We start from the raw sequence: 19,719 nt of genomic DNA on the forward strand, positions 1-19,719 counted from the left end.
ATGAAACTTACAGATATTATTGCTCAAGATAAAGACTTGAGCAGCTTTATTAAAAAGATCCCTACTGTTAAAAACTCGCTGTTAACAGGAACTAACAGCGGTGCAATTGCGGTTTTGCTATTGCAAATAGCTACTCAATTAAATAAAACAATTATTTTAATTGAAGAAACAGAAAGCAAAGCTCAAAGCCTAGCTAGTCAAATGGGATCAATTATGCCTAACATGGTTAAAATGTTCCCAGTGGATGATTCAATTGCAACTCAAAGTGCTGTTGCATCCCCAGATGAACTAGGACAGCGTGTTAGTGCGTTAAATTTTTTATTAGAAAATAAACCAGGTTATATCGTAACTACGGCTCAGGGATTGCAATTTAAATTAGCTCCTAAAAAACAATACCTTGATTCAACTAAGATATTTAAATCTGGGATGCAATATGACTTAACTGAATTAAATAAATGGTTAATTCAAGCTGGTTATCAAAAAGACTCATTGGTTGCAAAACCAGGTGAGTTTTCTTTGCGTGGGGATATTTTAGACATTTATCCAATTAATCAACAAGAACCAGTAAGAATTGAGTTTTTTGGAGATGAAGTTGATACAATCAAGCAATTTGATGCAGCTAATCAGCGTAGCACACAAGCATTAGAGAGTGTTGAGATACCTGCTGCAAGTGACAGGATTTTTACTAAAAAAAATATTGCCAATGCTTATCAAAATATTCAAGCAGATATTGCCAATGCACCTGCTAAAAAAGATGATATTTTAAATCATTTTCAAACAACATTAGATGAATTAAAAGCTGGCAATGTTCCTGAAAACTATAGCTTTTTAATTGATTATTTATTGCCTGAATCTGCGAGTTTATTAGAATATTTACCAAAAGAAGGACTAGTAATATTTGATGATTGGCCTTTAATCAAAAAATTAGCTGATGAAGTTGACCAACAAAATAAAAGCTTTTTTGATGATGAATTAAAATTAGGTGCGATGTTGCCACACCAAGTTTTAAGAAGTGATTTAGAAAAAGTCTTAAAACAAGATACTCATAGCAGACTTTATTTATCGACTTTTCAAAAAGGTATGGGAAGATTGCGCTTTGGTCAATTATTGAATTGGCAAACTAGAATACCTGACCAATTCTTCAGTCAAATGCCAATGATCAAAACTGAATTGCAAGGTTATGCCAAAGCTAAACAAACTGTAATTTTGCAAGCTGATAATAAAATTCGTGCTAGTCAAATGAGCCAAAATTTTGCGGATTTTGATATCGATGCACCAGTTCATCAAGCAGATGACATAATCGAGCACCATAGCCAAGTTATTGTAGGGCAATTTAATACAGGTTTTGTTTTACCAAATGCTAATTTAGTATATTTGACTGAACGAGAATTATTCAACCAGCAAATCCACAAAAAGCGCCGAATTCAAACTCTTGAAAACGCCCAACGTTTGCGTAATTATAATGACTTAAAACCTGGCGACTATGTTGTTCATGTCAACCATGGTATCGGGAGATTTGAAGGGATTAAGACTCTTACAGTTGATGGAAAAAAGCGTGATTATATCACAATTACTTATCAACATCACGATCAATTATTTGTCCCAGCTGATCAATTACGTCTAGTTCAAAAATATGTTGGATCTGAAGGCCATAGGCCACATGTTGACAAACTAGGTAGTAGTGAGTGGGTTAAAACTAAAAAGCGAGTTCAATCAAAAGTTGAGGATATTGCTGATGAATTAATTGACTTATATGCAAAAAGAGAAGCTGAAAAGGGATTTGCATATTCAAAAGATAATGATTTGCAAAAACAATTTGAAGGTGCATTTCCTTATGTTGAAACACCAGACCAGTTGCGGACAGTCAGTGAAATTAAAGGAAATATGGAACAAGCACGTCCAATGGATCGTTTAGTTGTTGGAGATGTTGGTTTTGGCAAAACTGAAGTTGCATTGAGAGCTGCATTTAAAGCGATTCAAGATGGTAAACAAGTAGCTTTTTTGGTGCCTACTACAATTTTGGCACAGCAACACTTTGAAACAATTCAAGATCGATTCAAAGATTTTCCAGTCAATGTAGCCATGCTATCGCGTTTTCAAACACGTAAAGAAACTAAAGAGATTATTGAAAAATTAAAAGAAGGAAAAATTGACTTAGTTGTTGGTACACATCGACTTTTATCAAAAGATGTTAAGTTCAAAGACTTAGGATTGTTGATTATTGATGAAGAACAACGCTTTGGAGTAAAACACAAAGAAAGATTAAAGCAATTAAAGGCAAATATCGATGTCTTAACACTAACTGCAACACCAATTCCCAGAACTTTGCATATGTCGATGGTTGGGGCACGCGATTTATCTGTAATGGAAACTCCACCAACTAATAGATATCCAATTCAAACTTATGTGATGGAGCAAACTCCAAGTGTCATTAGACAAGCGTGTTTGCGTGAAATGCAGCGCGGTGGACAAGTGTTTTATTTACATAATAAAATTAGTGATATTGACCAAACTGTGGAAAAGTTGCAAAAGTTAATTCCACAAGCCAAAATTGAAGCTATTCATGGGCGAATGAATGAAAACCAAATGGAAGATATTTTGTATCGCTTTTTGAATCGACAATTTGATATTTTAGTTACAACTACAATTATTGAAACTGGTATTGACATGCCAAATGTAAATACTTTGATTGTAGAAGATGCAGACCATTATGGCTTAAGTCAACTATATCAGTTGCGCGGACGAATTGGACGTAGTGCAAGGCTTGCTTATGCATACTTTTTATATCAACCAAATAAAGTTCTGACTGAAGTTGGAGAAAAGCGATTGAATGCGATTCGTGATTTTACTCAATTAGGTTCTGGGTTCAAAATTGCTATGCGTGATTTGTCAATTCGTGGTGCAGGAAACATGCTAGGTAAGCAGCAGCATGGCTTTATTGATAGCGTTGGATATGATTTATATTCACAGATGCTAGATGAAGCAATTAAACAAAAACGTGGTAAGAAAAAGCTGGTTAAATCAAATAGTGAAGTTGATGTACACCTAGAGGCATATATTCCAGATACCTATATCAAAGATCAAATGCAAAAAATTGAGATTTACAAAAAGATAAAAGCAATTGAAAATGATGATGATGCCCAAAATGTTGAAAATGAATTACTAGATAGATTTGGTAGTTATCCAGAAGCTGTTGAAAATTTGTTAACAGTTTCAAAATTAAAAGCTGCAGCTGATTTAGCACAGGCAATTTTGGTTTCTAAAAAGCCGAGACAAGTTAAAATTGAATTTAATAATCATGCTAGCCGTCAATTAGAAGGACCAAATATTTTTAAAGCATTAGAACATGTAAGCATGAAAGCAAAAGTTTCAATCAATCAAGAAAAGCATTTGGTTGTGTTACTAGAAATACCAGCCGATATGAAAAATAGGTTGTTGTTTATGGAAGTACATGACTTTTTGATGATGGCAAGTGAAATAGTACAGAGGTAAATTATGAGAATAGATAAGTTTTTAAAAGTGTCAAGATTAGTAAAAAGAAGAACTATTGCTAAAGAAATGGCTGATCAAGGACGTATAAAAGTTAGACGCACTGTGAAATCAAGCTATGACGTAAAATTAGGTGATGTGATTGAGGTAGGATTTGGCACTAGACAAATTAAAGCCAAAGTTTTAAATATCCGAGAAACTACCAAAAAAGCAGAAGCTAGCGACTTATATGAATTAATTGATTAATGACATTTAATAACATAGTTGATATACTATAGCTAGTTTGTAATATGGAGTTGAGATGAAAAAATGAAAGGTCCTAGAATATATAATGTGTTGAGCGATGAAGAAAGAATCGCTCGTTTAAAAAGAAAAGCTGAACAACACATCAAAGAAGTACATCGTGTTCGTAAAAATAAAATATACGCAACTTTTGCTGCCATTATATTATTCTTAGGGATTAGTTTGGCACGTTCATTAAGTGTCAGTCATAAAATCAACACACAAGTGCAATCTAGCAAGCAGCAATTAGCACAAGTAAGTCAAACAAATAAAGAATTAGCTGATAAAAAAATGGATTTAAATGATCCATATTATGTGGCAAAATTAATTCGTTATAAGTTTTATTATTCTAAAAAAGGTGAAACTATTTATAATATTCCAGAAAAATCGGATGAAAATCAATGAAATATGAAATTGGACAAAGAATAACGGGAGTTGTCAATAACATAACTGACTTGGGCATTTTCGTGACACTTTCTGACAAGCGACATGGGTTAATATTTCATGGAGATTTTGCCAATCAATGGCCACGTCAGCGATCAAGGTTTGAAATAGGTCAAGAAGTTAGAGTCGTTATTACTAATATTCATAATGGAAAAATTAGTTTATCATATATGCAAGTGAATAATCCTGAAATAGTTGATCCAACCAATCAATTTTCAGAAATTGAACCAGAAAAACTAATGGAAAAATTAGCACAAACATTGATAACTGATGAAAGTGAATTACAAAAATTAAGAGATGACCAATAAAGGTCATCTTTTTTATAGGATTGAAAATGAAAATTGAGACTTTTTTTAATGATCACAAGATTGATCTAAATAAACAAAAAATCATTGTTGCAACTTCTGCAGGCCCTGACTCAATGGCATTATTAGATATGTTGCATCAAACAAAGGCAGAAATAATTGCCGCTCATGTAGATCATCTAATGAGGCCAGATAGTTATCAGGAAATGGAAGTTTTAACTAATTATTGTGAAAATAATTCCATTGAACTAGTAAATTATATTTGGGAGAAAAAATTGCATCCCAAAACTGGACTAGAAGCAGCAGCTCGCAAAATGCGGTATAAATTTTTAACAGATTTAGCAAAAAAAACAGAAGCTGATTTCATCACCACAGCCCATCATAATGATGATTTATTAGAAAATATTTTGTTAAAATTCATGCGCTCTGGCTATCCAGAAGAGATGAATTCATTACATGCAATTAACAAAATAAATGGTGTTTTAGTTATAAGACCATTATTAATGTATGATAAAAAGACTTTATTGAAATATGACCAAGGCCGCAAAATATCATACATTATTGACCATACTAACAATCAAGATATTACTTTAAGAAATATTTTACGACATAAAGTAGAGCCCATTTTAAAGGTTAATTCTAATAATTTGTCTGAAAAAGTTGATCACTTTACAACTCAAATGGATTTATTAACTCAGCTTGCTAAAAAAGCCTTTTCTAATGTCAAAATTGTTCCATTTTTAGCAGATAGCATCCAAATTAATAAACAAGATTTGCAAAAATTTAATATAGCTGAACAAACATACTTGTATGAACAACTCATCTGGGACAAATGGAAAAGGCATGTTAATTTAACAAACAAAAAGCAAACTCATGGATTTGTGATTAGTGAAACTTCTAAATATATTTATTTAATCAAAAAAACTAACTTGTTTTATCAAGCACAAAAAAATATCAAAATAAATGTACCTTTTGTATTTGGTCAAAAAACTTTTAAAATTGTAACAAATCCTAAAAATAACAATGATATTATAGGAAAATTTAATGCAGCACCTGATATTGCCTTTGCTTATGGATCAATTCAACCAGGTACAAAATTATTTTTAGCAAATAAACACCATACTAAGGCCAAAAAAATATTTGCGGCAAAACAAGTACCGTTTTTATTGCGGTCAACTTGTTTAAGTATTTATGATCAAACAAGTGAAGAAACACTTTTTGTGCAAAAAGCTTATCAAAATCAAGATATTAAACCAAATCAAGTAACATATGGTATTATGTTAGTCAATAAAATTTAAATACCTAATTAAGTTAGTATAAAAAGTTAGTTACACATTGCTAATTGTGTTAGAATTTTTAAGGTAATCAAAAAAACTTCATGGAGGTTTTACATGAAAAATAATAGAAATCGACTATTTTCAAATGGCCTTTTCTACATCATAATTTTCATTTTACTTTTAGGTGGAATTAATTGGGCTTTAGGTGGCAATCGCGGAAGCGGTGCTAGTGAGACCATTAAATACTCCGAATTTGTAAATGATTTAAAAGCAGGAAAAGTTAAAAACTTTAGCGTTCAGCCTTCAAATGGTGTATATAGTGTATCTGGTACATTTAAAAAAGCACAAAAAGCGGAAAAAACTTCTGGAAATGCTATGGATTTCCTTGGCGGCGGTAATGCTTCATCAAAGGTAACCAAGTTTACTACAACAATGCTTCCAAATGACTCAAGTGTTAAAACAGTTGAAAGTATTGCTCAAAAAAATGGAACTGGAATTACCTCTCAAGGTGAATCACAATCTGGTGCTTGGATTTCTACGCTTGTAATGATTGTGCCTACGATTATCTTCGTTGTCATGTTATGGATGATGATGAGTCAATCAGGTGCTGGTCGTGGCAACGGTGGAGTAATGAACTTTGGTAGATCTAAAGTCAAACCAGAAGATCCAACTAAGAATAAAGTTCGTTTTTCAGATGTTGCTGGTGAAGAAGAAGAAAAGCAAGAGTTAGTCGAAGTTGTCGAATTTTTGAAAGATCCATCAAAATACTTGAAACTTGGGGCTAGAATACCTTCTGGTGTTTTACTTGAAGGGCCTCCAGGAACTGGTAAAACTTTACTTGCAAAAGCTGTAGCTGGTGAAGCTGGAGTTCCATTTTTCTCAATATCTGGTTCTGATTTTGTTGAGATGTTTGTTGGTGTTGGTGCATCACGTGTACGTGATTTGTTTGCTAATGCTAAAAAGAACTCTCCAAGTATCATCTTTATTGATGAAATTGATGCTATTGGACGTCGTCGTGGTAATGGAATCGGCGGTGGAAATGATGAACGTGAACAAACTTTAAACCAACTATTAGTTGAAATGGATGGTTTTGAAGGTGATGAAGGTGTCATTGTTATGGCAGCTACTAACCGTTCTGATGTCCTAGATCCAGCTTTGCTTCGTCCAGGCAGATTTGACCGTAAAGTTTTAGTCGGTAGACCTGATGTTAAAGGTCGTGAAGCTATCTTAAAAGTTCATGCCAAAAACAAACCACTGGGTGCAGATGTTGACTTAAAAGAAGTTGCTCGTCAAACTCCAGGATTTGTTGGTGCTGATCTAGAAAACGTTTTGAATGAAGCTGCATTAGTTGCTGCAAGAAGAAACAAGACAGAAATCAACCAAAGTGATATTGATGAAGCAGAAGACCGTGTAATTGCAGGACCTGCTAAGAAAGATCGCGTAATTTCTGATAAAGAAAGACGCATGGTCGCATATCACGAAGCTGGACATGCTATTGTTGGTTTAGTTTTAAGTGATTCTAGAACAGTTCGAAAAGTGACTATAGTACCACGCGGTCGTGCTGGTGGTTATAACATTATGTTACCTAAAGATGACCAATTTTTGTTGACCAAAAAGCAATTAATGGAACAAGTTGCTGGTCTTATGGGTGGTAGAACTGGTGAAGAAGTTGAATTTGGAAGTGAATCAACTGGTGCTTCAAACGACTTTGAACAAGCTACAAATATTGCACGTGGTATGGTAGTTCAATATGGAATGAGTGATGTTGGTTTAGCTGAACTAGAAAAAGCTGATACTCAATATGCTACTAAACCATATAGTGAAGCTACTGCCGCAAGAATTGATGAAGCAATTAAGAAGATTTTAGATGATGGTCATGAAACTGCTCGTAAGATTATTGAATCTCATCGTGATTTGCACAAGTTAATTGCTGAAGCTTTGCTCAAGTATGAAACTTTGAATGAGAAGCAAATTCAATCTTTGTATAAGACTGGTAAAATGCCTGCTCCTGCAGATAGTGAATATCCTAGCGAAAATGGTGCTTCAACTTATGAAGAAGCAAAAGCAGCGATGGAGAAAAAAGATCAAGAAAGAGAAGAAAATGCTGATTCAAATAATGATGATGAAATTACTTCTGCACAAAATCCTGATCAAGCTGGAGGAACACCTGATCAACCAGACGATGATACAGATGATGAATAAAACTTCATAAAATAAATAAACCTCTTTTTGACATAATTTAGTCAAAAAGGGGTTTTGTTTTGCAGAAAATACTATTATATTTAATATGCATAAGCAAAATAGGGAAAGTTATAAATATGAAACGATTAAGAACTTTAAATAAAATGCAATTAAGTATTTTAAGTGGGTTAATTTGTGCAATTGTATTTTGTGCAATTACAACTATTACTAGCAACAATCCAATCTTTGGTGGAGTGATATTTTCTGGAGATTTGCCTGATCAATATCTATCATTTTTCCAGTATTATCGTTATATGTGGACTCATTTAGGTCAAATTAGCTATAGTTTTTCAAATGGATTAGGTGGATCTATGGCTGGTAATATCAGCTATTATTTACTAAGTCCATTTAATCTAATAATTTTGCTATTTCCTGCTAGCAAAATAAATATTGCATTATATATCATTATTTGGTTAAAAATTGCTGTTGCCAGTGGCACATTTACTTGGACAGTTTCAAAATTATTTAAATTTGAAGACAATATCTATCCAATTTTTTTAGGTCTGTGCTATGGACTAAGCGCATATGTAATGTCATATTTTGGCAATTTGATGTGGCTAGATGGAATAATATTATTGCCAATTTTAATTTATTGCTTGTATCAGCTAATCTTCAAAGATAAAAGATTGTTATACATAATATTACTTGCAGTAACTATCATTGCTAATTACTATATTGCCTATATGATTTGTGGCTTTTTAGTCATTGCCTTTTTATATATGACAATTATTAGATTTGATAATTGGAAAACTTTTTGGAGACAAACTTGCAGGTTTATTATCAGTTCAGTGCTTTCTGGTTTAATTAGTAGCTTTGTATTATTGCCAACTTTCTTGAATTTAAAAAGTAATAAATTGAATGTAGCAGGTACTGCAACTTTTAAGTTAGATTCTGAGCTGGTTTTTAGACAAACAATTTCCAAATTATTTATGGGTGATATTGATACTACAATGCCTACTTTATTCACTAGTACTATAATTTTGATTTTGTTTATTACATATTTTTTGGATTCACATAATTCAATTAAAGAAAAATTATTGAATGGTGTAATTGGATTAATATTTGTTGCCAGTTTAACTAGTACACGACTGTATTTGTTATGGCATGGTTATCAACAGCCAGTTTCATTTCCTTATAGATTTACTTTTTTGATTATTTTTTGGGCATTATTATTAGCAAGCAAAGAACTAGCTCAAAATTCATTTACTAGGCAAAATATCTTAATTTCAACTAGCATAGTATTAATTTTAGCTGTCATTGCTAGTTTTTTGAGAAAAACAGCTAACACATTCAATATTTATATGATACTGACATTAGTTTTAATACCAGTGTTCATGGTTTTATTGATTCATGCTGATAAATCATCTTATAAAATAGCGCTCTGCCTTGTTGGAGTAGGTGAAATAGTACTTAATGGCTATAGCTGGATAAAACCATATGGGATCAAAGACAATTTTTATTCATCATATATTTCACAAAATCAAGCTTTAATTGCAAAAATTCCTGCACAATATAAAGATCAAAGAATTGCTAAAAATTACTTTTTAAATAATGATCGTGGTGAAAGCTATACTTTTAATTATCGTGGGGATGAGATCTTTTCTTCAAATAATAATCCAAAATTAAGTGGTTTTTACTCTGATTTGGGTTTATCTGGTTTTGGTTATTATTATTTTTATCAGAGTGGAACTCAAGTAACTGATGCAATTTTTGGTAATAAGATTTTTATAAATAGTGCTATTCCTAATCAAAAGATTTCTCCACAATATATTAGCTATGGATTGAGAGATGATTTAAAAAATAATTCAGTATTAGTAAAGAAAAATCCGTATACTGTATATAAATTGCAAGCTTTACCATTAGGATTTTCAGGAAATTTATCTAATAATATTAAGTTATCTGCAACAGATCCTATTCTGAATCAAAATAATGTGATCGATAGTCTAACTGGAATTAAAGAAAAAGTCTTGTCTTATGGAACAAATCCAACATTAACTACCAAAAATATTAAATTAAAAAAATCAGTAGCTTATTTTGACAGTTCAAAAATAAAACCAGAAAAATATGGAACTATGGTATTTAAATATACTGGACTAAAGCCCAATCAATCAGCTTATATTATGCTAGATGGGAGTTTTATGCCTTATACTGATGCCTTGACTGAATACCACACTCCTAAAAATCGTATTAGACCTATTCAGTTATTTGTCAATAATAAATTAATTAATACTCAGCCTCAGACCTATCAACCAATTGGAGTTCGTGCTAATGCAAAAGGTAATATTATTTTTAAGGCAATAATTAGTCCACAATATAGCCATGTATTGACTTTTAGAATTCCTAAATTAGTTTTAATAAATACTGCTAATTTAGCTAAAGCGATAAATACAGCACAAAAAAATAAGTGGAATCTGCGAATCTTTAAAGATAATTATTTATCAGGTTCTATAGACATTAAAAAAGGTCAAAGTTTAGTAACTACTATTCCCTATGCCCCTGGCTGGAGTGTAAGTGTTGATGGAAAAAATGTTCCAATCACAAAAACATTGAATTTATTTATTGGCATAAAAATGGCTTCAGGACATCATAACATTGTATTAAAATATAGAACTCCAGGCTTTAAAGCAGGGCTAATTATTAGTATGTTAGGTTTTATTTTAGCTATAGTATATGTAACAGTTAGGAGAAAAGAACATGAGTGACTACTTAATTAAAGCAATTGATAAAACAAAAACATTAAGATTAATGACCGTAAATGCTAAAAGCTTAGTTAGTGAAGCTCAAACAAGACATGATACTTGGAGTGCATCTTCTGCAGTATTGGGTAGAACATTAATTGGAACATTATTATTAGCCGCAAGTGAGTTAACTGGCAATCAAGAATTAACAGTTAGATTATTAGGCGATGGACCAGTTGGAGCAACTATTGCGACAGGGCGTGCTAATTATACTGTAAAAGGCTATATTCAAAATCCACATATCGCATTGCCTCCTAGAAAAGATGGGCACATTGATGTAAAAAAGGCTGTTGGTAAAGGCTGGCTGCAAGTAACTAAAGATATGGGATTAAAAGAGCCATATACTGGTGAAGTGCCAATTGTTAGTGGCGAGATTGCAGAAGATTTTACTTATTATTTAGCAAAATCTGAACAAATTCCATCAGCTGTTGGATTATCTGTTTTTGTTAACCCAAATAATACTATTGGTGCTGCTGGTGGTTTTATTTTGCAAGCATTGCCAGGTGCATCTGATGAATTGTTAGCCGAGGTGGAAAAGAAAATAAAGGCATTGCCACATATTTCTGAATTATTATTAGATAATGTAACTCCAGAGCAATTAGCTAAAAAAATCTTGGGTGATGATTGTAAAATCTTAGAAAAAGATCCAGTTGCTTTTAAATGTGATTGCTCTAAAGCAAAGTTTGCTAAAATGTTAGAAACTCTAAAAGGTAGCGAACTAAAAGAAATGATTGATGAAGATCATGGTGCAGAGTTAGTTTGCCAATTCTGTGGTAATAAATATCAATATAGTGAGCAAGATTTAAAAGATATTTTGGCCAAAAAACTAACTAAAAAGTAATATTTTTTTAACAAGAGTCCTTGTAGTTTGTACTCTAGGGCTTTTTTGATATTATTATATAAGTTGAAAGGAAGAAATTACGTGGCAAAAAGTTGGAAAATTAGAGATATTACCATTCCTAACCAAGTTGTGGTGGCTCCAATGGCAGGAGTTTCTAACACAGCTTTTCGTTTAATATGCAAAGAATTCGGTGCTGGATTAGTAGTTTGCGAAATGATTTCAGACCATGGAATTATTTATCGAAACAAAAAAACACTTAATATGATGCAGGTAAGCCCGCTAGAACACCCTATGAGTATTCAAATTTTTGGTGGAACTGAGGATACTTTATTGCAGGCAGCACAATATGTTGACCAGCATACTGATGCAGATATTATTGATATCAATATGGGATGCCCTGTACCCAAAGTTACAAAAACAGACTCTGGGTCTAAATGGTTATTAGATGCAAACAAAATTTATCAAATGGTTCATGCTGTAGTGCAAAATGTGGAAAAACCAGTCACTGTAAAAATGCGAATTGGCTGGGATCAAAAACATGTTTTTGCAGTTGAAAATGCACTTGCTGCACAAGAAGCAGGAGCTAGCATGTTAGCGATGCATGGTAGAACTCGAAAACAAATGTATCAAGGTGAAGCTGACTGGGAGATTTTACATGAAGTTGCACAGAATCTAACTATTCCATTTGTAGGAAATGGGGATGTGACAACTCCAGAACTTGCAAAAAAAATGTTAGATGAAGTTGGAGCAACTGCAGTGATGGTAGGAAGAGCCGCACTTGGTAATCCTTGGATGATAAAAGACATGGTACACTATATCGATACTGGTGAAAAACTGATTCCACAAACAGTGAGAGAAAAAGTTGCGACTGCAAAACATCAGCTACAAGGCCTAGTTGAATTAAAAGGCGAAAAAGTCGCGGTACCAGAATTTAGACAGCAAGCTGCTTATTATTTAAAAGGAATTCCACGTTCTGCTAGAACTCGTGCTAAAATAAATGAAGTATGGACCTTTCAAGAAGCAACTGATTTATTAGATGAATTTGTTGAAACATATGAAAAACGTGAACAAATGCGTCAAAATAGAGCCTTGACAAAGTAAATAATTGGAGGAAATAAAGTGGCAAATAAGAATAAAAACAGTGAAATTAATGACCAACTCCTAGTTCGTCGCCAAAAGATGAATGAATTAAGAGAAGAAGGAATTGATCCTTTTGGCAGTCGTTTTGAAAGAAAAGATTTAGCAAGAACTCTTGATGAAAAATATGCTAAAGAAGATAAAGACGAATTAAATGAAGAAATGCCAGAAACCACTATTGCAGGTAGAATGCTTGCAAAAAGAGGCAAGGGTAAAGTTGGTTTTGCAGACTTATATGACAGAACTGGCAAGATTCAAATTTATGTTAGAAAAGATGTAGTAGGCGAAGACAACTACAAGATCTTCAAAAAAGCTGATATTGGTGACTTTTTAGGCATAAAAGGCGATGTTATGAAGACCGATACTGGCGAGCTAACTATTAGAGCACGTCATATTACTTTTTTGTCAAAAGCTTTGCGTCCGTTGCCCGATAAATACCATGGTTTACAAAATGTAGAACAAATTTATCGTCAAAGATACTTGGACTTAATTGCTAACCATGATAGTTATATGCGTTTTGTACACCGCACTAAGATTATTCAAGCAATTAGAGATTATTTGAATAGCAAAGACTTTTTGGAAGTTGAAACTCCAGTGTTGCATAATATTCCAGGTGGTGCAGAAGCTAGACCATTTGTTACTCATCATAATGCGTTAGACATTGACTTATATTTGAGAATTGCTTTGGAATTACCATTAAAGAGATTGATCGTTGGTGGCATGGAGCGAGTATACGAAATTGGTCGAGTATTTAGAAATGAAGGATTAGATACACACCACAACCCTGAATTTACTGAACTTGAAACCTATGCTGCATATTTTGACTTCAAAGATGTTATGGATGAAGCAGAAGGTATTATTCGTGCTGCTGCTAAAGTTGTATCAAAAGATGGTAAAATAAACTACCAAGGAACTGAAATTGACTTAGGTCATCCATTTAGAAGAGCTCATATGGTTGATTTAATCAAGGAACAAACTGATGTTGACTTCTGGCAACCAATGACATTAGATGAAGCAAAGAAAATTGCTGAAGAACATCACATTAAGGTTGAACCATTCTGGAAAGTAGGTCATATTATCAATGCCTTCTTTGAAGAATTTGTAGAAAATACTATTGTGGATCCTACATTTGTATATGGTCATCCAGTTGAAATTTCACCACTTGCTAAGAAAAATAAGCAAGATCCTAGATTTACTGATCGTTTTGAAATCTACATCATGGGTGAAGAATATGGTAATGCTTTTAGTGAATTAAATGATCCTATTGATCAAAGATCACGTTTTGAAGCTCAAATGAAGGAACGTGAAGCTGGAAATGATGAAGCTGATATTATCGATGAAGATTATATTAGAGCTTTGGAATATGGTATGCCTCCTACAGGTGGATTAGGAATTGGTATTGACCGTTTGGTAATGCTTTTGACTGATGCTCCTGCAATTAGGGATGTATTATTGTTCCCAACAATGCGTCCAGAAAAAGTAGTTGACGAATTCAAAGACCTTGATAAATAATTGAAAACTCAGTTATATCATGGCTTTTGGAAAATTGTAATTTAACTTTTGATCTTCAATTTAATAGAGAAAATGTTGTGTATACACCATTTTTACACCAATTTAGTTTAATTAAGGTAAAAAGCTGACCAATAAAGTCTTTTATTCATGTTTATTCATGGGTAGAAGGCTTTTTTGTTATATGGATTTTTTGCAAGTATAAATTATTGCATTTTAAAATTAGTCTGTATATAATACTTACTAAAAGTAAGTAAAAATATAGGAGAAATTAAAATGACTAATAAAATTAATGCTTCAGATGCAATGATAAAAGTATTAAGTGATTGGGATGTCGACCATATCTTTGGTTTGCCAGGTGGATCTTTTGATTCAACAATGAATGCTTTATATGATTCACAAAAAACCATGAAATATATCCAAGTGCGCCATGAAGAAGTTGGTGCACTAGCTGCTTCTGGTGAGGCAAAATTAACTGGAAAAATTGGTGTAACCTTTGGTTCAGCTGGACCTGGTGCAGTGCATTTGCTTAATGGATTATACGATGCAAAACATGACCATGCACCTGTACTTGCATTAATTGGACAAGTGCCTTCATCTATGATGAACACTCACTACTTCCAAGAAATGGATGAAGAGCCAATGTTTGCGGATGTTTCAGTATATAATCGCACAGTAATGACTCCTGAGCAATTGCCAGCTGTAGTTGATGAAGCGATCAGACAAGCTTATGAAAAATCTGGTGTTGCAACAGTTATTATTCCAAAAGACTTTGGTTGGACTGAGATTGATGATACTTTTGAATCAACTGCCAAAACTTTCAAGTTTACTAAAGAACACCGTCATCCAGAAATGACTGATGTAGAAAAAGCAGTTGAAATTTTAACTAATGCAAAGCGTCCATTAATTTTCTTTGGGATGGGTGCAAAAGATGCTGGCAAAGAATTAAAACAATTGTCAGATAAATTAAAGATTCCAATGATTTCATCTGCTATTGCAAAAGGGGTTATTGCTGATTCTGAAAAAGCATACTTAGGCAGTACTGCTCGTGTTGCATCTAAACCTGGAGATGATGCTTCAAAGACGGCTGATGCAGTATTGTTTATTGGAACTAATATGCCTTTTGCAGGATTTTTCTTAAGCCCTAATGCTAAGTTTATCCAAGTAGATAATATCCCAAGCAATATGGGACGTCGTCACCATGTAGACTTAGGGATCTTAGCTGATGCTAAAGAAACTCTAAAAGCAATGGTTGAAAAAAGCGGCAACGTTGAATCTCGTCCATATTATGATGCAATGGTTGAAGATAAGAAAAATTGGGTTGACTGGCTAGATAAAAGAGCGCAGTTAACTAGTGAGCCATTGCAACCAGATGCTGTCTTTGGTCAAATTAACCGCATTGCCAAAGACGATGCAATCTTTTCTGTAGATGTTGGTAATGTAACTATTGATAGTTATCGTTTGTTAAAGATGAAACCAACTCAAAAAATTACTACTTCTGCTTGGTATGCAACTATGGGTTATGGTTTGCCTGCAGCAATGGGTGCTATAGAGTCATATCCAAATCGTCAAGTATTTTCAATTAGTGGTGATGGTGGTTTTGCAATGGTAATGCAAGATGTGATTAGTCAAGTTAAATATCATGAACCAATTATCAATGTAGTATTATCAAATGATTCATTAGGATTTATTGAAGGTGAACAAGAAGATAAACCACAACCTTTATATGGTGTTGATTTGTTAGATGCCGACTTTGGTGATGCTGCAAAAGCGTTAGGTGCAAAAGGTTATGAAGTTCGCACAGCCGATGAATTAAAAAAGGCATTTGATGAAGCAGCAGATGCTAAGGTACCAGTTGTGATTGATGTGAAGATTTCAAATGATCGCCCAATTCCTTCTGAAAACTTGATATTGCAAGCAGATGAAAACCATAGCCAAGAACAAGTTGATGAATTTGTTAAGAAATATCATGCACAAGACTTAATTCCTGTAGAAAAATTGCTTGAAAAGTTTAATGTGAAGTAAAGTTTTAAAATTCACCTCTTTATATATGGCATAATATAAATATGAAAGCTAGCAAGCTTTTAGATACTTTGCACCCTTCATACGCTTGCAATTAACGATAAAGATCAGACCATTCAGGGTGTATATATTGCTGATAAAGATACTTATTATGCAATTAGAACTGCTGTTGAAGTAGAGCATTTGGAAGGATGGAATCCAACAAAAAAAGATAATGACTAAAGCATTGCAAGATGCAAATATTGAGAAAATTGCTGATTTAATAAAAGTAGAAAATACTCCAGCAAGAGAGATTGCTTACAAGGGACTCTTAGCTAAAAGACATTGATACTAATCACTATATAATTTGACAGCTGTGTTTTAACAGCGTATAATTTTTAAACAGTTGAGAACAAGAAGAGGCTCCCGCCTCTCGCCAATGTTAATAAAACCTCTTGGTACATACAATAGTTTCTGTTGATTATTAAAGGCGGGTTGCAATATGCCCGTCTTTTTCTTGTCCTCAAATTATTATGGAGGTGAATAGTTATTTCAAGGAATCTGATCTTAAACGAAGATATTCGCGCACGCGAAGTTCGTTTGATAGGCGAAAGTGGTCAGCAAGTTGGTGTTATGACTAAGATGGATGCATTGCGTCAAGCAAGGGATGCAGGCTTAGATTTAGTATTGATTTCACCTAATGCAAAGCCACCTGTAGCACGCATTATGGATTATGGGAAGTATCGATTTGAACAACAAAAAAAGCTTCGTGAGTCCCGTAAAAAGTCAAAGACAATTAGTGTAAAAGAAATTCGCTTGAGTCCAACAATCGAAGGCAATGACTTCGACACTAAATTGAACCATGTTCGAAAATTCTTGAGCAAAGAAGGCGCTAAAGTGCGTGTTTCAATTCGCTTCAGAGGTCGAGCAATCACTCATAAGGAATTAGGACAACAAGTATTAGAAAAGATGGCTGAAGCTACTTCTGACTTGGCTACTGTAATTTCAAAGCCAAAGATGGAAGGACGCAGTATGTTTTTGATGCTAGCTCCTAAAAGTGATAAAGATAAAAAATAAAAATTTTTAATTGGAGGATATCAAACAATGCCTAAACAAAAAACACACCGCGCTTCTGCAAAGCGTTTTAAGAGAACAGCTAATGGTGGTTTAAAGCGTCATCACGCATTTACTGGCCACCGTTTCCACGGTAAGACTAAAAAGCAACGTCGTCATTTGAGAAAAGCAGCAATGGTTTCACATAGTGACTTTAAGCGCATCAAGCAAATGCTATCCCAAATGCGTTAATATAATAGTTTAATACGATATTAGGAGGAATTTTAAATGCCTAGAGTTAAAGGTGGAACAGTTACACGTAAGCGTCGTAAGAAGCTTTTAAAGCTTGCTAAAGGTTACCGTGGTTCAAAGCACGTACAATTTAAAGCAGCAAGTACTCAATTATTTGTATCATATAAGTATGCATTTCGTGACCGTCGCAAGCGTAAGTCAGATTACAGAAAGTTATGGATTGCAAGAATCAATGCAGCAGCTCGTATGAATGATATTTCTTACAGCAAGATGATGCATGGTTTGAAGTTGGCAGGTGTTGATATCAACCGTAAGATGTTAGCTGATATTGCATACAACGATGAAAAGACATTTGCTGAATTAGCTAATACTGCTAAAAAAGCATTAAATTAAGTCTATTTTGATTTAAGATCAGGAAGTGATTCCTGGTCTTTTTGATTGCATAAAAATATTGACACATACTATACAAAATTTCTAAACCAAACTTATTTTTGATAATATGAGATATAATAAAAAACGGAGGGATTCAATGCTATTTAGGCCGAAATATACAATAGATTCGATTTATCACTTAAATCCCCAGCAACTGAAAAAAATGGGAATTAAGGCAGTTTTTTCTGATTTAGATAACACTTTAATTGCTTGGAACAAAAAAGATTCCGTGCAGGAAATGACTGATTTCAATAATAAATTAAAAAAAGCAGGAATAAAACTAGTAGTTATCTCAAACAACAATAATGAGCGAGTGGGAAAGGTGATGAATCCTAATCGAATCAATTTTATTGCTAAAGCTAGAAAGCCGTTGCCAATAGGCATTAATCAAGCATTAAAAAAATATAATTTAAAAAAGTCACAGGTATTAATGGTTGGTGATCAACTAATTACTGATATTCAAGCAGGCAATCTAGCTGGTGTCAAAACAGTCTTAGTCAAACCATTAATTACTACAGATAAGTGGAATACACGGATTAATCGATTTTTTGAAAAAGGCATATTCTTTGTATTAGCATTGCATAAGCCAATTAAGTTTAAGGGGAATTTAGATGACGGAAGAAATTAGATGTATAGGTTGTGGAGCAATTTTGCAAAGCACCGATCCAAAAAAGCCAGGATACTTACCTCAAAGTGCACTGCAAAAAGCCATTGATAATGATCAAGAAGACATTTACTGCCAACGCTGCTTTAGATTGCGCCACTATAATGAAATCATGCCTGTAGATTTAACTAACGATGACTTTTTGAAGTTACTTAATTCACTCAGCACCAAAAAAGCACTAGTTGTCAATGTGGTTGATTTATTTGATTTTAATAACTCATTGGTTACTTCACTTAATCGCTTTATTGGAGATAATGACTTTGTTTTAGTTGGTAATAAGTTTGATCTGTTTCCAAAAAACTCTAACCAAACCAAAATCAAAGATTGGATGCGTCAAGAAGCAAACCGCGCTGGTTTAAAGCCAAAAAAGATCTTTTTAGTCAGTGCAAAAAAAGAAAAGAACCTAGATGATTTACTAGCATTTTTGCGCAAAAATGATGATCGTGATGTGTATTTTGTTGGAACAACCAATGTAGGGAAATCTACACTAATCAATGCAATTATTGATCAATTAGGTGATGTTAAGGATCTAATTACCACTTCACATTTTCCAGGAACTACTCTAGATGAGATCAAGATTCCACTAGATAATGGACATTATTTAGTGGACACTCCAGGAATTATTAGCAAAAACCAACTAGCTTCTAAATTAACTGCAAAAGACTTAGACAAAATAACCCCGAAAAAGCCATTGAAGCCAATAACTTATCAATTATTGCCAGGACAGACTTTATTTTTAGCTGGATTGGGTAGATTTGATTTTGTTTCAGGTTCATCTACTAGTTTTACAGTGTATGCGGCAAGGGATTTATTTGTCCATCGAACCAAAACTGAAAATGCAGATGATTATTATCAAAAACATATTGGTGAGATGTTAACTCCGCCAAGTGATCCAGATAGTTTACCAAAATTAATTGAACACACTTACCATCCAAAAACTAAGAGCGATCTATTATTTGGCGGTGTTGGATTTATTACAGTTCCAGCAGGAGTTGTAGTTAAAAGTTTTACTCCAGGTGGAATTGGACAAGGAATCAGAAGGGCATTAATTTAA

16 protein-coding genes are annotated in these 19,719 nt (G+C 33.5%); all 16 read left to right on the forward strand.

All coding sequences use genetic code 11. The annotated features are described in order from the left end of the window. On the forward strand, nt 1-3,492 hold the full coding sequence (mfd, locus tag AC38BG_RS03500) for a transcription-repair coupling factor (RefSeq protein ID WP_489937780.1): 3,492 nt from the start codon (nt 1-3) through the stop codon (nt 3,490-3,492). A gap of 3 nt (nt 3,493-3,495) precedes the next feature. After that, nucleotides 3,496-3,735, forward strand: coding sequence for an RNA-binding S4 domain-containing protein (locus AC38BG_RS03505; RefSeq protein ID WP_489937781.1), 240 nt, complete (start codon nt 3,496-3,498; stop codon nt 3,733-3,735). A gap of 63 nt (nt 3,736-3,798) precedes the next feature. Continuing rightward, nucleotides 3,799-4,176 (forward strand): FtsB family cell division protein, encoded by a 378-nt coding sequence (locus AC38BG_RS03510; RefSeq protein ID WP_489937782.1) that lies wholly within the window; start codon nt 3,799-3,801, stop codon nt 4,174-4,176. After that, nucleotides 4,173-4,523 (forward strand): S1 RNA-binding domain-containing protein, encoded by a 351-nt coding sequence (locus AC38BG_RS03515; RefSeq protein ID WP_489937783.1) that lies wholly within the window; start codon nt 4,173-4,175, stop codon nt 4,521-4,523. The genes AC38BG_RS03510 and AC38BG_RS03515 overlap by 4 nt, the downstream gene beginning before the upstream one ends. Nucleotides 4,524-4,549: 26 nt before the next feature. Next, nucleotides 4,550-5,818 (forward strand): tRNA lysidine(34) synthetase TilS, encoded by a 1,269-nt coding sequence (gene tilS, locus AC38BG_RS03520; RefSeq protein WP_489937784.1) that lies wholly within the window; start codon nt 4,550-4,552, stop codon nt 5,816-5,818. Nucleotides 5,819-5,911: 93 nt separating this feature from the next. Further along, nucleotides 5,912-7,999 carry an ATP-dependent zinc metalloprotease FtsH gene (gene ftsH, locus AC38BG_RS03525; protein ID WP_489937785.1) on the forward strand — a complete coding sequence of 696 codons (2,088 nt, stop codon included), beginning with the start codon at nt 5,912-5,914 and terminating at the stop codon, nt 7,997-7,999. A gap of 116 nt (nt 8,000-8,115) precedes the next feature. Then, a complete protein-coding gene (locus AC38BG_RS03530; RefSeq protein ID WP_489937786.1) occupies nt 8,116-10,740 on the forward strand; it encodes a YfhO family protein in 2,625 nt (874 codons plus the stop codon). Then, nucleotides 10,733-11,617, forward strand: a complete 885-nt coding sequence (gene hslO, locus AC38BG_RS03535) for an Hsp33 family molecular chaperone HslO (protein WP_489937787.1) — start codon at nt 10,733-10,735, stop codon at nt 11,615-11,617. Before AC38BG_RS03530 ends, hslO begins: the two co-directional genes overlap by 8 nt. Nucleotides 11,618-11,698: 81 nt before the next feature. After that, complete coding sequence (dusB, locus tag AC38BG_RS03540) at nt 11,699-12,718, forward strand: tRNA dihydrouridine synthase DusB (RefSeq protein ID WP_489937788.1); 1,020 nt, start codon at nt 11,699-11,701, stop codon at nt 12,716-12,718. An 18-nt stretch (nt 12,719-12,736) separates the two neighbouring features. Next, a complete protein-coding gene (lysS, locus tag AC38BG_RS03545) occupies nt 12,737-14,266 on the forward strand; it encodes a lysine--tRNA ligase (protein WP_489937789.1) in 1,530 nt (509 codons plus the stop codon). A gap of 273 nt (nt 14,267-14,539) precedes the next feature. Continuing rightward, complete coding sequence (spxB, locus tag AC38BG_RS03550; RefSeq protein ID WP_489937790.1) at nt 14,540-16,288, forward strand: pyruvate oxidase; 1,749 nt, start codon at nt 14,540-14,542, stop codon at nt 16,286-16,288. A 537-nt stretch (nt 16,289-16,825) separates the two neighbouring features. Continuing rightward, nucleotides 16,826-17,341 (forward strand): translation initiation factor IF-3, encoded by a 516-nt coding sequence (infC, locus tag AC38BG_RS03555; protein ID WP_489937833.1) that lies wholly within the window; start codon nt 16,826-16,828, stop codon nt 17,339-17,341. Between the two features lie 27 nt (nt 17,342-17,368). Further along, a complete protein-coding gene (gene rpmI / locus AC38BG_RS03560) occupies nt 17,369-17,569 on the forward strand; it encodes a 50S ribosomal protein L35 (protein ID WP_489937791.1) in 201 nt (66 codons plus the stop codon). Between the two features lie 36 nt (nt 17,570-17,605). Next, nucleotides 17,606-17,962 (forward strand): 50S ribosomal protein L20, encoded by a 357-nt coding sequence (rplT, locus tag AC38BG_RS03565; RefSeq protein WP_489937792.1) that lies wholly within the window; start codon nt 17,606-17,608, stop codon nt 17,960-17,962. Between the two features lie 136 nt (nt 17,963-18,098). After that, on the forward strand, nt 18,099-18,629 hold the full coding sequence (locus AC38BG_RS03570) for a YqeG family HAD IIIA-type phosphatase (RefSeq protein WP_489937793.1): 531 nt from the start codon (nt 18,099-18,101) through the stop codon (nt 18,627-18,629). Further along, complete coding sequence (gene yqeH / locus AC38BG_RS03575; RefSeq protein WP_489937794.1) at nt 18,613-19,719, forward strand: ribosome biogenesis GTPase YqeH; 1,107 nt, start codon at nt 18,613-18,615, stop codon at nt 19,717-19,719. The genes AC38BG_RS03570 and yqeH overlap by 17 nt, the downstream gene beginning before the upstream one ends.

Source organism: Lactobacillus sp. M44, from assembly GCF_058130005.1.

Excerpts from the sequence above, each read along its gene's own strand:
- mfd (WP_489937780.1), top strand. The coding sequence starts at position 1 with ATGAAACTTACAGATATTATTGCTCAAGATAAAGACTTGAGCAGCTTT.
- AC38BG_RS03505 (WP_489937781.1), top strand. The coding sequence starts at position 3,496 with ATGAGAATAGATAAGTTTTTAAAAGTGTCAAGATTAGTAAAAAGAAGA.
- AC38BG_RS03510 (WP_489937782.1), top strand. The coding sequence starts at position 3,799 with ATGAAAGGTCCTAGAATATATAATGTGTTGAGCGATGAAGAAAGAATC.
- AC38BG_RS03515 (WP_489937783.1), top strand. The coding sequence starts at position 4,173 with ATGAAATATGAAATTGGACAAAGAATAACGGGAGTTGTCAATAACATA.
- tilS (WP_489937784.1), top strand. The coding sequence starts at position 4,550 with ATGAAAATTGAGACTTTTTTTAATGATCACAAGATTGATCTAAATAAA.
- ftsH (WP_489937785.1), top strand. The coding sequence starts at position 5,912 with ATGAAAAATAATAGAAATCGACTATTTTCAAATGGCCTTTTCTACATC.
- AC38BG_RS03530 (WP_489937786.1), top strand. The coding sequence starts at position 8,116 with ATGAAACGATTAAGAACTTTAAATAAAATGCAATTAAGTATTTTAAGT.
- hslO (WP_489937787.1), top strand. The coding sequence starts at position 10,733 with ATGAGTGACTACTTAATTAAAGCAATTGATAAAACAAAAACATTAAGA.
- spxB (WP_489937790.1), top strand. The coding sequence starts at position 14,540 with ATGACTAATAAAATTAATGCTTCAGATGCAATGATAAAAGTATTAAGT.
- rpmI (WP_489937791.1), top strand. The coding sequence starts at position 17,369 with ATGCCTAAACAAAAAACACACCGCGCTTCTGCAAAGCGTTTTAAGAGA.
- rplT (WP_489937792.1), top strand. The coding sequence starts at position 17,606 with ATGCCTAGAGTTAAAGGTGGAACAGTTACACGTAAGCGTCGTAAGAAG.
- AC38BG_RS03570 (WP_489937793.1), top strand. The coding sequence starts at position 18,099 with ATGCTATTTAGGCCGAAATATACAATAGATTCGATTTATCACTTAAAT.
- yqeH (WP_489937794.1), top strand. The coding sequence starts at position 18,613 with ATGACGGAAGAAATTAGATGTATAGGTTGTGGAGCAATTTTGCAAAGC.